14 protein-coding genes are annotated in these 14,788 nt (G+C 71.1%); 9 read left to right on the forward strand and 5 right to left on the reverse strand.

All coding sequences use genetic code 11. The features are described from left to right. Window positions 1-192: 192 nt before the first annotated feature. Genes KYK13_RS00560 through KYK13_RS00570 form a run of 3 tightly spaced genes read left to right on the forward strand, consistent with a single transcriptional unit; the run spans window position 193 to window position 5,653 of the window. Window positions 193-3,612: a PAS domain-containing protein gene (locus tag KYK13_RS00560; RefSeq protein WP_223640846.1), complete on the forward strand. Its 3,420-nt coding sequence runs from the start codon at window positions 193-195 to the stop codon at window positions 3,610-3,612. Beyond that, window positions 3,609-4,073, forward strand: coding sequence for a response regulator (locus tag KYK13_RS00565; protein WP_223640848.1), 465 nt, complete (start codon window positions 3,609-3,611; stop codon window positions 4,071-4,073). Before KYK13_RS00560 ends, KYK13_RS00565 begins: the two co-directional genes overlap by 4 nt. An 11-nt stretch (window positions 4,074-4,084) precedes the next feature. Further along, on the forward strand, window positions 4,085-5,653 hold the full coding sequence (locus KYK13_RS00570; protein ID WP_223640851.1) for an ATP-binding protein: 1,569 nt from the start codon (window positions 4,085-4,087) through the stop codon (window positions 5,651-5,653). Window positions 5,654-5,659: 6 nt separating this feature from the next. On the opposite strand, the gene yidD is transcribed toward KYK13_RS00570, so the two are convergent. Both yidD and KYK13_RS00580 read right to left on the reverse strand, forming a co-directional pair. Next, a complete protein-coding gene (gene yidD, locus KYK13_RS00575; protein WP_223640854.1) occupies window positions 5,660-6,019 on the reverse strand; it encodes a membrane protein insertion efficiency factor YidD in 360 nt (119 codons plus the stop codon). Continuing rightward, entirely contained in the window at window positions 6,016-6,249 is a 234-nt protein-coding gene (locus KYK13_RS00580) for a DUF4177 domain-containing protein (protein ID WP_223640857.1), read from the reverse strand. The genes yidD and KYK13_RS00580 overlap by 4 nt, the downstream gene beginning before the upstream one ends. Window positions 6,250-6,537: 288 nt before the next feature. On the opposite strand from KYK13_RS00580, the gene KYK13_RS00585 reads away from it, so the two are divergent. Genes KYK13_RS00585 through KYK13_RS00600 form a run of 4 tightly spaced genes read left to right on the forward strand, consistent with a single transcriptional unit; the run spans window position 6,538 to window position 10,212 of the window. After that, window positions 6,538-7,191 carry an EcsC family protein gene (locus KYK13_RS00585; protein ID WP_223640860.1) on the forward strand — a complete coding sequence of 218 codons (654 nt, stop codon included), beginning with the start codon at window positions 6,538-6,540 and terminating at the stop codon, window positions 7,189-7,191. Between the two features lie 56 nt (window positions 7,192-7,247). Next, the gene (locus KYK13_RS00590) at window positions 7,248-8,531 is read left to right on the forward strand and encodes an ABC transporter substrate-binding protein (RefSeq protein WP_223640863.1); all 1,284 of its coding nucleotides are present in this window, start codon (window positions 7,248-7,250) and stop codon (window positions 8,529-8,531) included. After that, the gene (locus KYK13_RS00595) at window positions 8,528-9,406 is read left to right on the forward strand and encodes a carbohydrate ABC transporter permease (protein ID WP_223640865.1); all 879 of its coding nucleotides are present in this window, start codon (window positions 8,528-8,530) and stop codon (window positions 9,404-9,406) included. The genes KYK13_RS00590 and KYK13_RS00595 overlap by 4 nt, the downstream gene beginning before the upstream one ends. After that, window positions 9,403-10,212 (forward strand): carbohydrate ABC transporter permease, encoded by an 810-nt coding sequence (locus KYK13_RS00600; protein WP_223640867.1) that lies wholly within the window; start codon window positions 9,403-9,405, stop codon window positions 10,210-10,212. The genes KYK13_RS00595 and KYK13_RS00600 overlap by 4 nt, the downstream gene beginning before the upstream one ends. 335 nt (window positions 10,213-10,547) lie before the next feature. On the opposite strand, the gene KYK13_RS00605 is transcribed toward KYK13_RS00600, so the two are convergent. From KYK13_RS00605 to KYK13_RS00615, 3 genes are all read right to left on the reverse strand, one after another. Beyond that, on the reverse strand, window positions 10,548-10,790 hold the full coding sequence (locus KYK13_RS00605; RefSeq protein ID WP_223640870.1) for an addiction module protein: 243 nt from the start codon (window positions 10,788-10,790) through the stop codon (window positions 10,548-10,550). 66 nt (window positions 10,791-10,856) lie between these two features. Next, the gene (locus tag KYK13_RS00610; protein ID WP_223640872.1) at window positions 10,857-11,513 is read right to left on the reverse strand and encodes an NAD(P)-binding oxidoreductase; all 657 of its coding nucleotides are present in this window, start codon (window positions 11,511-11,513) and stop codon (window positions 10,857-10,859) included. A 111-nt stretch (window positions 11,514-11,624) separates the two neighbouring features. Continuing rightward, entirely contained in the window at window positions 11,625-12,812 is a 1,188-nt protein-coding gene (locus tag KYK13_RS00615; protein ID WP_223640874.1) for a phosphatidylserine/phosphatidylglycerophosphate/cardiolipin synthase family protein, read from the reverse strand. A gap of 247 nt (window positions 12,813-13,059) precedes the next feature. Between KYK13_RS00615 and KYK13_RS00620 the strand changes: the two genes are divergently transcribed. Both KYK13_RS00620 and KYK13_RS00625 read left to right on the forward strand, forming a co-directional pair. Then, entirely contained in the window at window positions 13,060-13,407 is a 348-nt protein-coding gene (locus tag KYK13_RS00620) for a YciI family protein (protein WP_223640876.1), read from the forward strand. Window positions 13,408-13,411: 4 nt separating this feature from the next. Then, the gene (locus KYK13_RS00625) at window positions 13,412-14,707 is read left to right on the forward strand and encodes an RNA polymerase sigma factor (protein WP_223640878.1); all 1,296 of its coding nucleotides are present in this window, start codon (window positions 13,412-13,414) and stop codon (window positions 14,705-14,707) included. Window positions 14,708-14,788 lie beyond the last annotated feature (81 nt).

A 14,788-nucleotide genomic window follows, 5' to 3' on the forward strand; every position in this document is an offset into this window, starting at 1 on the left:
CACACGGACGGGCAGGCGGAGAACAAGAGGGGCTCCAAGGGTTCTGCTGGAATCGACGGGAGGGAGGAGGCAGGTTGCGGCGCGGAGTGTTGTCCTGCAATCAACGGGGACGCATCGAAGCCGGGCCCGTCCTCCCCCCACGTGTCTGACAGCCTAAAGGGGAAGCGGCGTTTGCCTCCCCGAGCCTCGACCATGTCCTCCGCCGCCGCGCCCCTGCCCACGTCCTCCCCCAGGGCCAGCATCCTCATCGTCGACGACACGCCGGCTCACCTGCTGGCGCTGGAGGGCATCCTCGCGCCGTTGGGGCAGCGGCTGGTGCGCGCCACCTCCGGGCGTGAGGCCCTGCGGCGCGTGCTGGACGCGGACTTCGCCGCCGTCCTGATGGACATGAACCTGGGCGACATGACGGGCGTGGAGGTGCTGAGCCTCCTGCGCGAGCGTGAGCGCAACCGGCGCACGCCCGTGCTGCTGATGACCGCGGGCGACGGGGATGAGAAGGAGTGGCTGGCGGCATACGCGCACGGCGCGGTGGACTACCTGCGCAAGCCGCTGCGGCCGGAGATCCTGCTGGCGAAGGTGTCGATGTTCGTGGAGCTGCACCTGGCGCGCGAGGCCGTGCAGCGGCGTGAGGAGGCCCTGCGCGAGCGCGAGCGCCACGCCCTGGAGGCCGTCCACCGCGAGCGGCTGCACGCGTTCCTCATGCAGGCCCCGGTGGGCATCTCCATCACGCGCGGGCCGGACTTCGTCTTCGAGCTGGCGAACCCCTACTACGAGCTGCTGGTGGGCCGGCGGGTGACGCCGGGCCAGACGCTGGTGGACGCGTTCCCGGAGATGGCGTCGCAGCCGGAGGTGATGGAGGTGCTGCGCGGGGTGATGCGCACGAAGCAGCCCTTCGTGCGGCCGGAGTTCGAGGTGGAGCTGGAGCGCGACGGGCGGAGGGACTCCGTCTTCTTCAACGTCATCTACCACCCGATGGTGGAGATGGACGGCACCGCGTCCGGCATCATCACCCTGGCCACGGACGTGACGGAGTTCGTGCGCGCGCGCCGGCACACGGAGGCGCTCACGCAGGACCTGCAACGGCAGCAGGTCGCGCTGGCGGACAGCGAGCAGCGCCTGCGCCTGGCGCTGACGGCGACCCAGCTGGGCACCTTCGACATGGACGTGGTGACGGGCGCGCTCAAGTGGGACGCGCGCTGCAAGGCGCTCTTCGGCCTGCCGCCCGAAGCGGAGTCGTCCTACGAGCTGTTCCTCGCGGGCCTGCACCCGGAGGACCGGGACGCCGTGCAGCGCGCGGTGGCGCTCAGCTGGGACCCCAGCGGCAGGGGCGACTACGACGTGGCCTACCGCACCGTGGGCCTGAAGGACGGCGTGGAGCGCTGGGTGCGCGCCACGGGCCGCACGTACTTCCAGGACGGCGAGCCGGTGCGCTTCGTGGGCACCGTGCAGGACATCACCGCGCGCAAGCGCGCCGACGCGGAGCGGGCCCGGCTGATGGCGAGCGAGCTGCGCCGCACCGAGCAGCTGCGCGGCCTGTCGCGCGCGAGCCTGGCCCTCAACGCGGCCGGCAGCGTGCCGGCCATCCTGGACCTGGTGACGCTCAAGGCGCGCAAGCTGATTGGCGCGAACCAGTCCTTCGTGCAGGTGGCGGACGGCCGTGACGCCCCGCCGCTCGCCGCGCTGTCGGCGGTGGACCACGCGCCGACGGAGCCGGACGCCGCCCGGGTGCCGGTGGACGAGCGCGGCCTCTTCGCCCGGGTGTGCCAGGAGAACCGGCCGCTGCGCCTGACGCGCGAGGAGTTGCGCCGGCACCCGGCCTACGCGGAAGCGCCCCCCGCCCCTCCGCCCGCGCTGCCCTTGAAGGGCTTCCTCGCGGTGCCGCTGGTGGGCCACGACGGCCGCAACCTGGGCCTGGTGCAGGTGTCCGACAAGGTGGAGGGCGACTTCGACGCGGAGGACGAGACCATCGCCGTGCAGCTGGCGCAGATGGCCAGCGTGGCGCTGGAGAACGCGCGCCTGTACGAGACGGCGCAGGCCGAGCGGCGCAACCTGTTCGCGGTGCTCAAGCAGCTGCCCGCCGCCATCTCCGTGCTGCGCGGGCCGGAGTTCGTCTTCGAGATGGCCAACGACCTGCGCTTGAAGCTCACCGGTTCCCGGCCGCTGCTGGGGCTGCCCGTGCGCCAGGCGCTGCCGGAGCTGAGCGGACAGGGCCAGCTCGCCCAGCTGGAGGCGGTCTACCGCACCGGCGAGACCTACCGCGGCAACGAGGTGCCCATGCGCCTGGGCCGCGACGTGGGGCAGGAGGGGCCCGAGGGCTACTTCAACCTCACCTTCCAGCCGCTGCGCAACGCGGAGGGCAAGGTGGACGGCATCGTCTCCGTGTCCTGGGAGGTGACGGAGCAGGTGCTGGCGCGCCGGCGCATCGAGGCGCTGGCCGCGGAGCTGAAGGAGCGCGAGCAGCAGTTCCGCACGCTGGCGGACTCCATCCCCCAGCTGGCGTGGATGGCGGAGCCGGACGGGCGCCTCTTCTGGTTCAACCAGCGCTGGTACGACTACACCGGGGCCACGGTCGGGCAGGCGGGCCAGAAGGACTGGAACGACCTCATCGACCCGGAGGACGCCGGGCGCGTGCTGGAGCACTTCAACGCGGCCCTTCGCGAGGGGACGCTGTGGGAGGACCAGTTCCGCCTGCGCCGCGCGGACGGCAGCTACCGCTGGTTCCTGTCGCGCGCCATGCCCGTGCGGGATGGCGAGGGGCGAATCGCCCGCTGGTTCGGCACCAACACGGACATCGACGACGAGCGCCGGACGCTGGAGAGCCTCAAGCAGGCGGAGGAGGAAATCCGCCACCTCAACACCGGCCTGGAGAAGCGCGTGCGCGAGCGCACCGCCCAGTTGCAGGAGGCGAACAAGGAGCTGGAGTCCTTCAGCTACTCCGTGTCGCACGACCTGCGCGCGCCGCTGCGCCACATCACCGGCTTCGCGCAGCTGTTGGAGCGGCGGGCCGGGGCGAAGCTGGATGACGTGTCGCGCGGCTACCTGTCCACCATCGCGGGCGCGGCGAAGCAGGGCGGCACGCTGGTGGACGACCTGCTCGCGTTCAGCCGCATGGGCCGGGCGGAGCTGCGCCAGTCGCGGGTGGACCTGGGCCAGCTGGTGGAGGAGGCCCGCCGCGACCTGATGCCGGAGGCCACCGGGCGCAAGGTCGAGTGGCGGGTAGGAGACCTGCCCACGGTGGAGGGCGATGCCGCGCTCCTGCGTCAGGTCATCCACAACCTGTTGGCGAACGCGCTGAAGTATACCCGTCCCAAGCCGGAGGCCCTCATCGAGGTGGGGGCCCGCGAGACGGAGAGCGAGGTCTCCGTCTGGGTCCGCGACAACGGCGTGGGCTTCGAGATGCAGTACGTGGACAAGCTGTTCGGCGTCTTCCAGCGCCTGCACACGGCCGAGGAGTTCGAGGGCACCGGCATCGGGCTCGCGAACGTGCGGCGCATCGTGTCTCGCCATGGCGGACGGACCTGGGCGGAGGGCGCCGTGGGGCAGGGCGCGACCTTCACCTTCACCCTGCCCCGGGCTTCTCCGCCGGAAAAGAAAGTCGAGACGCACGCGTGATCGAGCTGAAGAGGATTCTCCTGGTGGAAGACAGCGCCAACGACGTGGCGCTCACGCTGGCGGCGTTGGAAGAGGTGCACCTGGCCAACGAAGTGGTGGTGGTGCGCGACGGGCAGCAGGCGCTGGACTACCTCTTCCGCAAGGGCGAGTTCGCCACCCGGCAGGACGGCCACCCGGCGGTGGTGCTGCTGGACTTGAAGCTGCCGAAGGTGGACGGGCTGGAGGTGCTGGAGAAGGTGAAGAACGCTCCGGAGCTGAAGGCGGTGCCGGTGGTGATGCTCACCTCGTCGCGCGAGGAGCGGGACCTGGCGCGCAGCTACGGCCTGGGGGTAAACGCCTACGTGGTGAAGCCGGTGGCCTTCCCGGACTTCGTGTCCGCGCTGCGCGAGCTGGGGCTGTTCTGGGCGGTGGTGAACCAGCCGCCGCCGGGCGCTCCTGCCGCGCCCGGGGTCCCCAAGTGAGCGCACGCGGCGTGGCCGCACTGGACCTGACGCCACTGCCCTCGGCGGAGCGGCCCCTGTCCATCCTCTTGCTGGAGGACAGCCCGCTGGACGCGCAGCTGGTGGCCGCGCAGCTCGAAGAGGGCGGGCTGCCCTCGACGCTGGAGTGCGTGCCCGGGCGTGCGGCCTTCGTCGCGGCGTTGGAGAAGGGGAGGTTCGACCTCATCCTGTCCGACTACAACGTGCCGGGCTTCGACGGGATGAGCGCGCTGGAGGCGGCGAAGGCCGTGTGTCCGGACACGCCGTTCCTCTTCGTGTCCGGCGCGCTGGGCGAGGAGCGCGCCATCGAGCTGCTCAAGCGCGGCGCCACGGACTACGTGCTGAAGGACCGGCTGGAGCGGCTGGGGCCCAGCGTGCGGCGGGCGCTGCGCGAGGCGGAAGGGGTGCGGCTGCGCAAGCGCACGGAGGAGGCGCTGCGCCGCTCCGAGGAGCGCTACCAGCTGGTGGCGCACGCGAGCTTCGATGCCATCTGGGACCTGGACCTCCAGACGGACGCGATGCACTGGATTGGCGACGCGACGGAGGCGGTCTTCGGCTTCCCCCTGGAAGAGGTGGGCGCGGACGGAGGGTGGTGGCGCCGGCACATCCACGGCGAGGACCGCGAGCGGGTGCTGGCGGGCCTGCAGCGGGCGTTCGATTCGGACGACGACCGGTGGCAGGACGAGTACCGCGTGCTGCGCAAGGACGGCGAGTACGCGTACGTGGCGGCGCAGGGCTCCATCCTGCGCGGGGAGAGCGGGAGGGCGCGGCGCATCGTGGGCGCCATGCGCGACATCACGGAGCGCAGGCGCGCGGAGGAGGAGCGGCACCGGCTGGTGCACGAGGCGCAGGCGCGGGTGGAGTTCGAGCAGCAGCTCATTGGCATCGTGAGCCATGACCTGCGCAACCCGCTGGGCGCCATCCTCACCGGCGCGTCGCTGATGTTGCGGCGTGACGACATCCAGCCGTGGCACGCGAAGGCGGCGGCGCGCATCCTGTCCGCGGCGGAGCGGGCCACGCGGATGATCCGCGACCTGTTGGACTTCACGCAGGCGCGCATGGGCGGCGGCATCCCGGTGCAGGCGGCGCCGTGTGACTTCCACGCGCTCACCTTGCAGGTGGTGGAGGAGGCGCGCACGGCGCACCCGGAGCGCACCATCCAGGTGGAGCAGCTGGGAGACGGGCAGGGGGCGTGGGACTCCGACCGGATGGCGCAGGTGCTGTCCAACATCCTGGGCAACGCGCTGAAGTACAGCCCGGAGGACACGCCGGTGCGCGTGGAGAGCCGGGGCGAGCCGGACCACGTCGTGGTGCACGTGCGCAACGGAGGGGACCCCATCTCGCCGGAGATGCTGCCGCGCATCTTCGAGCCGCTGCAGCGCGGGACGATGGCGGGGCGCTCCGAGCGCAGCATCGGGCTGGGGCTCTACATCGTGCGGCAGCTGGTGCTGGCGCACGGCGGGACGGTGGAGGCGCGGTCGTCCGCGGCGGAGGGGACGGTGTTCACCGTGCGCCTGCCGCGGGTTCCTCCGAGGGAGCTGGCCGCTCCGGCGCCGGAGTAGGGCGCCTCAGGGCAGGTCGGCGCCGCCGAGGAACAGCACGTCGTTGCAGCGCTGGATGCGCGCCCAGGCGCGGAGGCCTCCGCGCCAGAGGCCGTATTTCTGGAGAGACTGGAGCCCGTACATCGAGCATGTGGGCGTGTAGATGCACTGCCGCTTCCAGCGGTGGGGCACCGCGTGGCGGTACAGCAGGATGAGTCCCACCCCCATGAGACACAGCGGGTTGAGCCACCAGGGCAGGCGCGCGGGTTGGGGCGCGGGCGCGGCCGGGAGTTCCCGGGCCTGCTCGGGGAAGCGGGCGAGGGCGGAGCAGGGGTTGCCCTCCCAGGGCGGCGGTTCGGCCCGCGCGGGCGGGAGGCCCGGGCTCATCCCTGCTTCATCCGTTCGAAGACGCAGACCAGCCAGGAGCCCGTCGCGGTGCCACAGCCCTTGGTCGCGGTGACCGCGCGGTACTCGCTGGAGTGCAGCTTCCAGCCCTGCGCGGCGTAAGTGTTGAGGAACTTCGCGAAGTCGCCGCAGCGCTTGGGATTCCAGCCCGGATCCGCGGCGTTACAGCCGGAGGCGGGCGGGACAAAGGCATCCACATGATACTCGTACATCCAGGGCTCCTTCGGGGTGTCTGGGATTGGCGGCGGATGCTGACGCAGGCCGGCCATGTGGCAGGAATTCATGCTTCACGTGAGCGCGTGCGTTTGGCCATACCCCCTGCGTGGGATGGCTCGAGCCGTGGCGGGCCGACATGCTGGCGTGCGACGCCGCGGAGGGTCTTGGTTCGAGCGCCTGCCTGGGGGAGGGGCAGGGGGTGGGGTGGCGAAGCCGTGTGGCTCCGGCAGGGCGCCTCCGCCGGGTAGAATGCGGGGCTGGTCTCAACCGTGGAAGGTGGATGCATGTCGAAGCCGCTGGAGATCGTGAACGCCGTGCTGAGCGCGGGCTTCGATGGCCTGGGGCCGCTGTGCAGCGCGACGGCGCTGGCGGACGAGTACCTGCGCGACACGCGCTACGCGAACCACGAGGCGCGCGTCGACTCGCTGATCCACTGGGAGACGGGGAAGCTGTTCACCACGGGCTTCTTGTCCGGGCTGGGCGGCCTGCTCACGTTGCCGGTGTCGCTGCCCGCGGGCCTGGGCGTGTCGTGGGCGGTGCAGGCGCGGCTGGTGGGCGCCATTGCTCGCATCCACGGGCACGACGTGGAGGAGGACCGCGTGCGGACCCTCACGATGCTGGCCATCGTGGGGGACATCGGCAAGGAGGTGGTGAAGCAGGCCGGCATCGAAGTGAGCCAGCAGCTGGGCATGCGCGCGCTGGAGGCCGTGCCGGCGCATGTGCTCAGCGGCATCAACCGCGCGGTGGGCTTCCGGCTGGTGAGCAAGGCGTCTCAGAAGGGCGTCGTGAACCTGTCCAAGGTGGTGCCGCTGGCCGGTGGGCTGGTGGGCGGCGCGGTGGATGCGCTCGCGTGCCGCGCGGTGGGGGCCACGGCCCGGCGCCTGTTCGCGCCAGGGCCGGGGCCGGTGGTGCTCGTGCCGGGCATGTCGCCTGGATGACCGGGCGCGGGGCTTGTCGTTGACGGTGGGCCCGTGCGCTGGAGTCATCCGGGCGCATGGGCCGCCTCCTCGTCCTCTTCGTCGCGCTGAGCCTCGGGGTGGGGGGCTGCCGGCGCTCGTCCGAGGAGACGGGGGCCGGGGGCCGCACGCGCATCGTCTTCAAGTTCCAACCGCTGTGGGGCGACCCGAAGCCGTTCCGGGAGCTGCTGGCGCAGTATGAGCGCGCCAACCCGGATGTGGAGCTGGTGACGGAGGCGCTGCCGAACGCGTCGGACCTGGCGCATCAGTTCTTCCTCACGTCATTGCAGGGCGGGGCCACGGACTTCGACGTGCTGGTGGCGGACGTCGTCTGGGTGCCGGAGTTCGCTCGCGCGGGCTGGGTGGCGGACCTGTCGGAGGACTTTCCTCCCGAGCGCCTGCGCGAGGAGTTCCTGCCCGGGCCGGTGGACGCCGTCGTGATGAACGGCCGCACGTACGCGGTGCCCTGGTACGTGGACGTGGGCATCCTCTACTACCGCACGGACCTGGTGCCTCGAGCGCCGCGCACCTACGACGAGCTGCGGCGCTTCACGCGCGACGCGATGGCGAAGGCGCCCGGCATCCAGGGCTACGTGTGGCAGGGGCGGCAGTACGAGGGGCTGACCTGCAACGTGTACGAGGCCATCTGGGGGCATGGCGGCCAGTCGCTGGGGCCGGGAGGCCGCGTGCTCCTGGAGACGGAGCCCGCGCGCGAGGCGCTGACGTACCTGCACGGGCTCATCGCGGAGGGGCTGTCGCCTCGGACGGTCACGGGCTTCGGCGAAGAGGAGGCGCGGCGCGTGTTCCAGGAGGGCCGGGCGGTGTTCATGCGCAACTGGCCCTATGCGTGGCGCGAGGCGCAGGCGGAGGGTTCTCCCATCCGGGGCAAGGTGGGCATCGCGCCGCTGCCGACGAAGGATGGACAGCCGGGGTGGGGGACGCTGGGCGGATGGCAGCTCGCCGTGAACGCGCACGTGTCGCCCGCGCGGCGCAAGGCGGCGGCGCGGCTCATCGCGCACCTGACGTCGCCGGAGGCGAACCGCGTGCTGGCCCTGCACTACGCGCGCAACCCGCCGAGGCTGGCGCTGTACGACGACCCGGAGCTGCGCGCGGCGGAGCCGTTCATCGCGAGCCTGAAGGAGGCGCTGATGCGGGCGCGGCCCCGGCCGGTGACGCCGTACTACCTGCTCATCGCGGATGTGTTGCAGAGCGAGTTCTCCGCCGCCGTGGCGGGGCTGCGGACGCCGGAGGAGGCGCTCACCCGCGCGCAGAAGCAGGTGGATCATCTGACCGGTGAGCAGCCGGACGAGGAGCCGGAGTGAGGGGCGCGGGTTCACAGGCGCGGGAGCGGCGGCAGGCGTACCTGCTGGTGGCGCCGGCCGTGTTGGTGCTGGTGGTGGTGGCGCTGTACCCGGTGCTGGCGGCGGTGTGGCTGAGCCTGCACCGCTTCATCCTGGTGTTCGGCGAGCGGCGCTTCACGGGCCTGGAGAACTACGTCTACCTGATGGGGGATGCGCGCTTCTGGTCCGCGTTGGGGAACACGGCGTACTTCACGGCGGTGGCGGTGGCGGTGGAGTTGTTGCTCGCGGTGCCGCTGGCGCTGCTGCTCAACCGCGCGTTCCCGGGGCGGGGGCTGTTGCGAGCGTCGGTGCTGGTGCCGTGGGCGATCCCCACGGTGGTGAGCGCTCGGCTGTGGGCGTGGATGTTCAACCCGGACTACGGGCTCATCAACCGGCTGCTGGGGGGAGCGGACATCAACTGGCTGGGGGCGCCGGGGTATGCGCTGCACGCGGCCATCCTGGTGGACGTGTGGAAGACCACGCCGTTCGTGGCGCTGCTGGTGCTGGCGGGGCTGCAGGGCATTCCGGAGGACCTCTACAAGGCAGCGCGCGTGGACGGCGCATCCGAGTGGCGGCAGTTCCGGTCCATCACGCTGCCGCTGCTCAAGCCCGCGCTGCTGCTGGCGCTGCTGTTCCGGTCGTTGGATGCGTTCCGCGTGTTCGACGCCATCTACGTGCTGACGGAGGGCGGGCCGGCGAACACGACGGAGACGCTGAGCATCTATGCGTACAAGACGCTGATGCGGTCCGGGGACTTCGGGTACGGCAGCACGCTGGCGGTGGCGACGTTCCTGGGCGTGGTGCTGCTGGCGGTGGTGTGGCTGCGCTGGCTGGGGCGCGAGGAGGGGCGGCGATGAGGCGGCCGGGGCTGGGCACGGCGCTGGCCGTGGTGGCGTTCCTCACGTTCTTCCTGGGGCCGTTCCTGTGGCAGGCGCTGACGAGCCTGTGGCCGGACGGCGAGCTGACCCGGCCATGGCCGTCTCACCTGACGGGGGCGAGCTACCAGAGCGTGCTGTTCGGGCGGCCGTTCCTGTGGGCGGTGTTGAACTCGCTGGTGGTGGCGACGCTGACGACGGTGTTCTGCCTCACGGTGGGGGCGTCCGCGGCGTTCGCGCTGGCGAAGCTGGAGTTCCGTGGGAGGGGGTTGCTGCTGTCCGCGGCGCTGGGCGTGTCGATGTTCCCGCCCATCGCGACGGTGAGCCCGCTGTACCTCATCCTCAGCGCGGTGGGGCTGCGGGACAGCCTGGTGGGGCTGGCGTTGCCGTACACGACGTTCGCGCTGCCGCTGACGTTGTGGGTGCTGACGTCGTTCTTCCGCCAGCTGCCGGACGAGCTGTATCGCGCGGCGCGGGTGGACGGGTGCACGCCGATGGGCGCGTTCCGCCGGGTGCTGCTACCCCTGGCGGCGCCGGGGCTGGCGACGACGGCCATCCTGGTCTTCATCTTCGCGTGGAACGAGTTCCTCTACGCGCTGACGTTCCTGTCCACGCCGCAGAAGCGCACGGTCCCGGTGGCCATCAGCCTCTTCGCCAGCGAGTACAAGGAACCGTGGGGGGAGATCGCCGCCGCGTCGGTGGTGGCCACGCTGCCGCTGGTGGTGCTCACGGTGCTGTTCCAGCGGCGCATCGTGTCCGGGCTCACGGCGGGGGCGGTGAAGGAGTAGGGCTAGGGACGGCTTCGCGCGCGGGGCAGCCAGTAGTCTGGCCGGCGACGCAGGTGCGCGACGGCGAGCACCACCACGTCCTCGTCGCGGACGAGGTAGGGCAGGGCGAAGGGGTACTCCGGCAGCAGGAAGCGGCGGATGGGCGGGGGTGATGGAGCCGAGGCCAGAGGGACCAGCGGTCTGGATGCTCGTGGATGGAGTCCATCGCCAGATACATGGTGTCGGAGAAGCGGTCACCGAGGCCTGTGCGCTGGTCTTCATACCAGTCGATGACTTCGAGCAGCTCCGGTTCGGCAGCGCGATGCAGTCGGATGCCCATACGGGGTGGAGTGCATCTAGCGCTGACGTCGCCTCTGCTCGCGCCGCTCCTCTATTCTTTTTTTCACCTCGTCCCAATCGACAAGCTCCGCCGTCCCATCAAGCACTTCCTGGGCACGGCGGCTGATTTCCTCGCCCCAGGCAGCCTCGATGTCCGGGGCATCCGCTTCTGACACCTCACGTACGAGCCGGGCACGGTCTTCCGGCGAAAGTTGCAAAGCCTGGGCAATCAGCTCGTCCACGGTCGCCATCGACATCATTCTAGCTCCTCCTTGGGTTCCGCGCTCATGCCGCGGAGGAGCCTTCCTACCTGGAGGGTCTGACAGCTACCGTCCTACTGCCCCGACCTCCGCCCAGAGGCGCTTGCCTTCGAGCGCCGTGTCCAGCGGCGCCCTGCGCTCCGAGATGCGCAGGAGCACCGCGGCCAGCTGGTCCAGGTGCATGGGCTTCAGGTGATGCAGCAGTGGCAGCTTGCCCAGCGTGTGCAGGATGCCGGGCGGTGCGTGGTACTCGCCCTCCAGCGCGGGTGGGCGCACCATCGTGTAGGGGATGCCGCTCTCGCGCACGATGCGCTCCGCTTCCGCCTTGGCCTTGAGGTACGCGCCCACCGGGCTCCCCGCGCCCACCGACGTGAGCAGCACGAAGTGGTCCACGCCCACCTTCTTCGCCGCGTCCACCAGCTGGCGCGTGGTGCCGATGTCGCTCGTCTCGTAGGTGTCACCCGCAGCGAAGCGCTTGCGCATCGTGCCGATGAGCTGGAGCACCGTCGTGCTGCCCTTCATCGCCTCCGCCAGCGCGGGTGCGTCCGCCAGCTCCACCACCGCCTTCCTGGGCCAGGTGCTCGCGGGCTCCGTGTCCGCGCTCTTGGGCCGGACGTGCGGCGTCACCGATACACCCTGCGCCAGGGCCTGCCGCATCAACGTGCGCCCTGTCGCGCCCGTGGCGCCCGCGACGAAGAGATGACGAGGAGCTGCGCTGCTCATGGCGATGCCTCCCGGGCCTGCATTCGCGGCCCCTGAAGGCGCTTCTTGAGCACAGGGCCTCCGGCTTGCCCACTGTTTCCGGAGGTGGGGCGTGAAAGCGGACAGCCGGGCTTAGCGCTGCGCCTGTTCGGCCTGGACCTCGCGCGCCTTCGTGAGGTCGTCCAGGAAGATGGCCTCCAGCTGGCGTGCCGCCTCCACGTCCTCCAGGACCAGGGACCCTTCCTCCAGCAGGTTGAACGACAGCGCGTCGTAGTTGATGGACCCCACCAGCACGAGCCGGTCATCCACCAGCATCGTCTTCGCGTGCATCATCGACGGCTGGTACTCCCAGAGCCGCACGCCCGCCGCGCGCAGCGTGCCGTAGCTCTGGCGCTGGAGCACCGTGATGGCCTTCTGGTCGTTCTTGTCTCCCGGCGCCAGCACCCGCACGTCCACGCCCGCGCGCGCCTTCTCCACCAGGAGCGCGGTCAGCGCGTCGTTGGGCGTGAAGTACGCCTGCGAAATCCACAGCCGCTTCTTCGCCGCCTTCACCATGAGCTGCGTCAGCCGCTCGGCGCGCGTCACCTCCGGGTTCGCCGTGCTGCTGACGAAGGCCGCCCAGCCTTCACCCGCGGCGTCCAGGCCGGGCTGGTCCACCGACAGCGTGGGGAAGTCCGACGCGGGCAGCAGGTCGCCCGTCGCCTCCTGCCAGTTCTCCGCGAAGGCCTGTTGCAGCTGCGCCACCACCGGGCCCTGGACCCGCGCGTTGGTGTCGCGCCATTCCTTCTCGTTGCGCGCGTCGCCCAGCCACTCGTCCTGGATGGCGAGCCCGCCGGTGATGGCCACCCGGCCGTCCACCACGACAATCTTCCGGTGGTTGCGCGCCAGGTTCTCGTCCGCCGGCAGCGGGCGGAACAGGTGCGCTTCACAGCCGGCCGCTTCCAGCTTCGGCTTCACCTCCGTTTCGAAGGGGCCGCTGCCCAGCGGATCCACCAGCACGCGGCAGCGCACGCCCTTCTGGGTGCGCTCGGCCAGCGCTTCAATCATCCGGTCGGACGCACGCCCCTTCCGCCAGATGAACATCACGATGTGGATGGAGGCGCGGGCCCGGCCGATTTCTTCCACCATCACGTCGAATACGGCGCCGTTGTTCGCCCACCGGATGCGGTTGCGCGGTTCCATCCGCACGCCCGTCGTCTGGTACAGCGCCGATGCGAAGCCCGCCCCACGCGAACCCACCTGCCCCGTGAGCTGGAATGGACGGGACGACTCCTTCGTGCTGCACGCGGACGGACATCCCGCGAGCAGCAACGCCCCCATGATTCCCCCCCACCATCGTCCGCCCTTGCCCACGCCCGTTGCCCGCGCCTCCTGACCTTCAGGGGTAGGCACCCCCGGGTGGCATGTCACCCTTGAGCGCAAGGCGAGTGTTCTCCGTCCACGGAGTGGGTGTGCGCACCTGGAGGCGAGGTAGGTGCCGCGGAGGCTTCCCTCCCATGTCGATCTCCCGCGACGTGGGCCGTCTTCTTCGACGAAACCCCTCGGAGTCCCCCGAAAGGTCCCTCGCATGGCCCGCTACCTGATGCTGCTGCACGAGAACCCCGCCACCTTCGCCGCCATGTCCCCCGCCGAGTTGCAGGCCATCCTGGAGGAGTACGTCCGGTGGAGCGACGCGCTCCGCCAGGAGGGCCGCCTGCTCCAGGGCGAGAAGCTGCGCGACGACGGCGGCCGGCGCCTGAAACAGCAGGGCGGGCAGGTGCTCGTGTCGGACGGGCCGTACGCGGAGGTGAAGGACGTGGTGGGCGGCCTCTTCATCCTGTCCGCGGATTCGTATGACGCCGCCGTGGCCCTGGCCCGGACGTGTCCGCACCTGCGCTACGGCGAAGTGGAGCTTCGCGCCATCGAAGAGGTCTGACGGCGTGTCCTCCGTGACGCAGGTGTTGGAGCTGGCCTTCCGCCAGTGGTCCGCGGGGCTCGTCGCGGCCCTGGCCCGGCGCGTGGGGCTGGGGCGGCTGGACCTGGCGGAGGACGCGGTGCAGTTCGCCATGTTGCAGGCGGCGCGGACGTGGGGCTTCCACGGCGTTCCGGAGCAGCCTCGCGCGTGGCTGCTGCGCGTGGCGCTGAATCGGATGACGGACCTCTTGCGGCAGCGTGCGCCGGAGGTGCCGGAGGGTTCGGAACCCGAGGAAGAGGCCGGGCCGGCGGAGGAGGATTCCACGCGCTTCGCGGCGGAGCTTCCGGACGATGCGCTGCGGTTGCTCTTCGCGTGCTGTCATCCGGCGCTCTCGCGCGAGATGCAGGTGACGCTCACGTTGAAGGTGGCGTGTGGCTTCTCCGTGCGCGAGGTCGCCGCCGCGCTGCTCGCGGATGAGCCCACCGTGGCGCAGCGGTTGGTGCGGGCAAAGCGGACGCTGCGCGCCTGCCGCGCCACGCTCGAGGTGCCTGCTCCGGAGGCGTTGCCGGAGCGGGTGGAGGCGGTGCATGCGGCGCTCTACCTGCTCTTCAACGAAGGCTACGAAGCCTCCGAGGGCCATGACCTGTCCCGCGCGGAGCTGTGCGCGGAGGCGCTGCGCCTGGCGGAGGTGTTGCTGTCGCATCCGGGGACCGCGACGCCGGAGGGACATGCCTTGGCGGCGCTGTGCTGCTTGCGTGCCGCGCGGCTTCCGGGGCGCGTGGATGCTCGGGGTGCGTTCGTGCCGCAGGAGGCGCGGGAGGGGGCGGAGGCGGCACCGCACATGATGGCGCGAGGGCTGAGGCACCTGCGCGCTTCCATGGGGACGGCGCTGACGCCGCTGCACCTGGAGGCGGAGATCGCCCTCGTGCATGCGAAGACGCCCGTGCCGGGGCCGGAGGACAGCGCCCGGTTGCTGCGGCTGTACGACGCGCTCCTCTCGCTCAAGCCGTCGCCCATCGTCGCGCTGGGGCGGGTGGTGGCGCTGGGGCGGGTGCGCGGACCGGCCGAGGCATGGGAGGCGTTGGGGCCGTTGCGCTCGGAGGCGGTGCTGCGACGGTATCCGTACCGCTTCGCGGTGGAGGGCATGCTGCTGGAGCAGTTGGGGGAGCGGAGCAGGGCGGCGGATTGCTTCCGTCAGGCCGCGACGCTGGCCCGGACGCCTCCGCAGCGGGAGTACCTGCTCGGGCGGGCCCGGGCCTGTGAGGAGGGGGCGCGTGCTACCGTCACTCCCCTCGCGACACGGGAGCGGACATGGCGTTGAGCACGTCGGCGGAGTTCAAGTCGGACCTGGGCATGGAGCCCCGTCTGCTGTCGCCCATCGCGCCGTGAATGAACGAGCACC

Origin of the sequence: Corallococcus sp. EGB (assembly GCF_019968905.1) — a bacterium.
GTDB lineage: Bacteria > Myxococcota > Myxococcia > Myxococcales > Myxococcaceae > Corallococcus.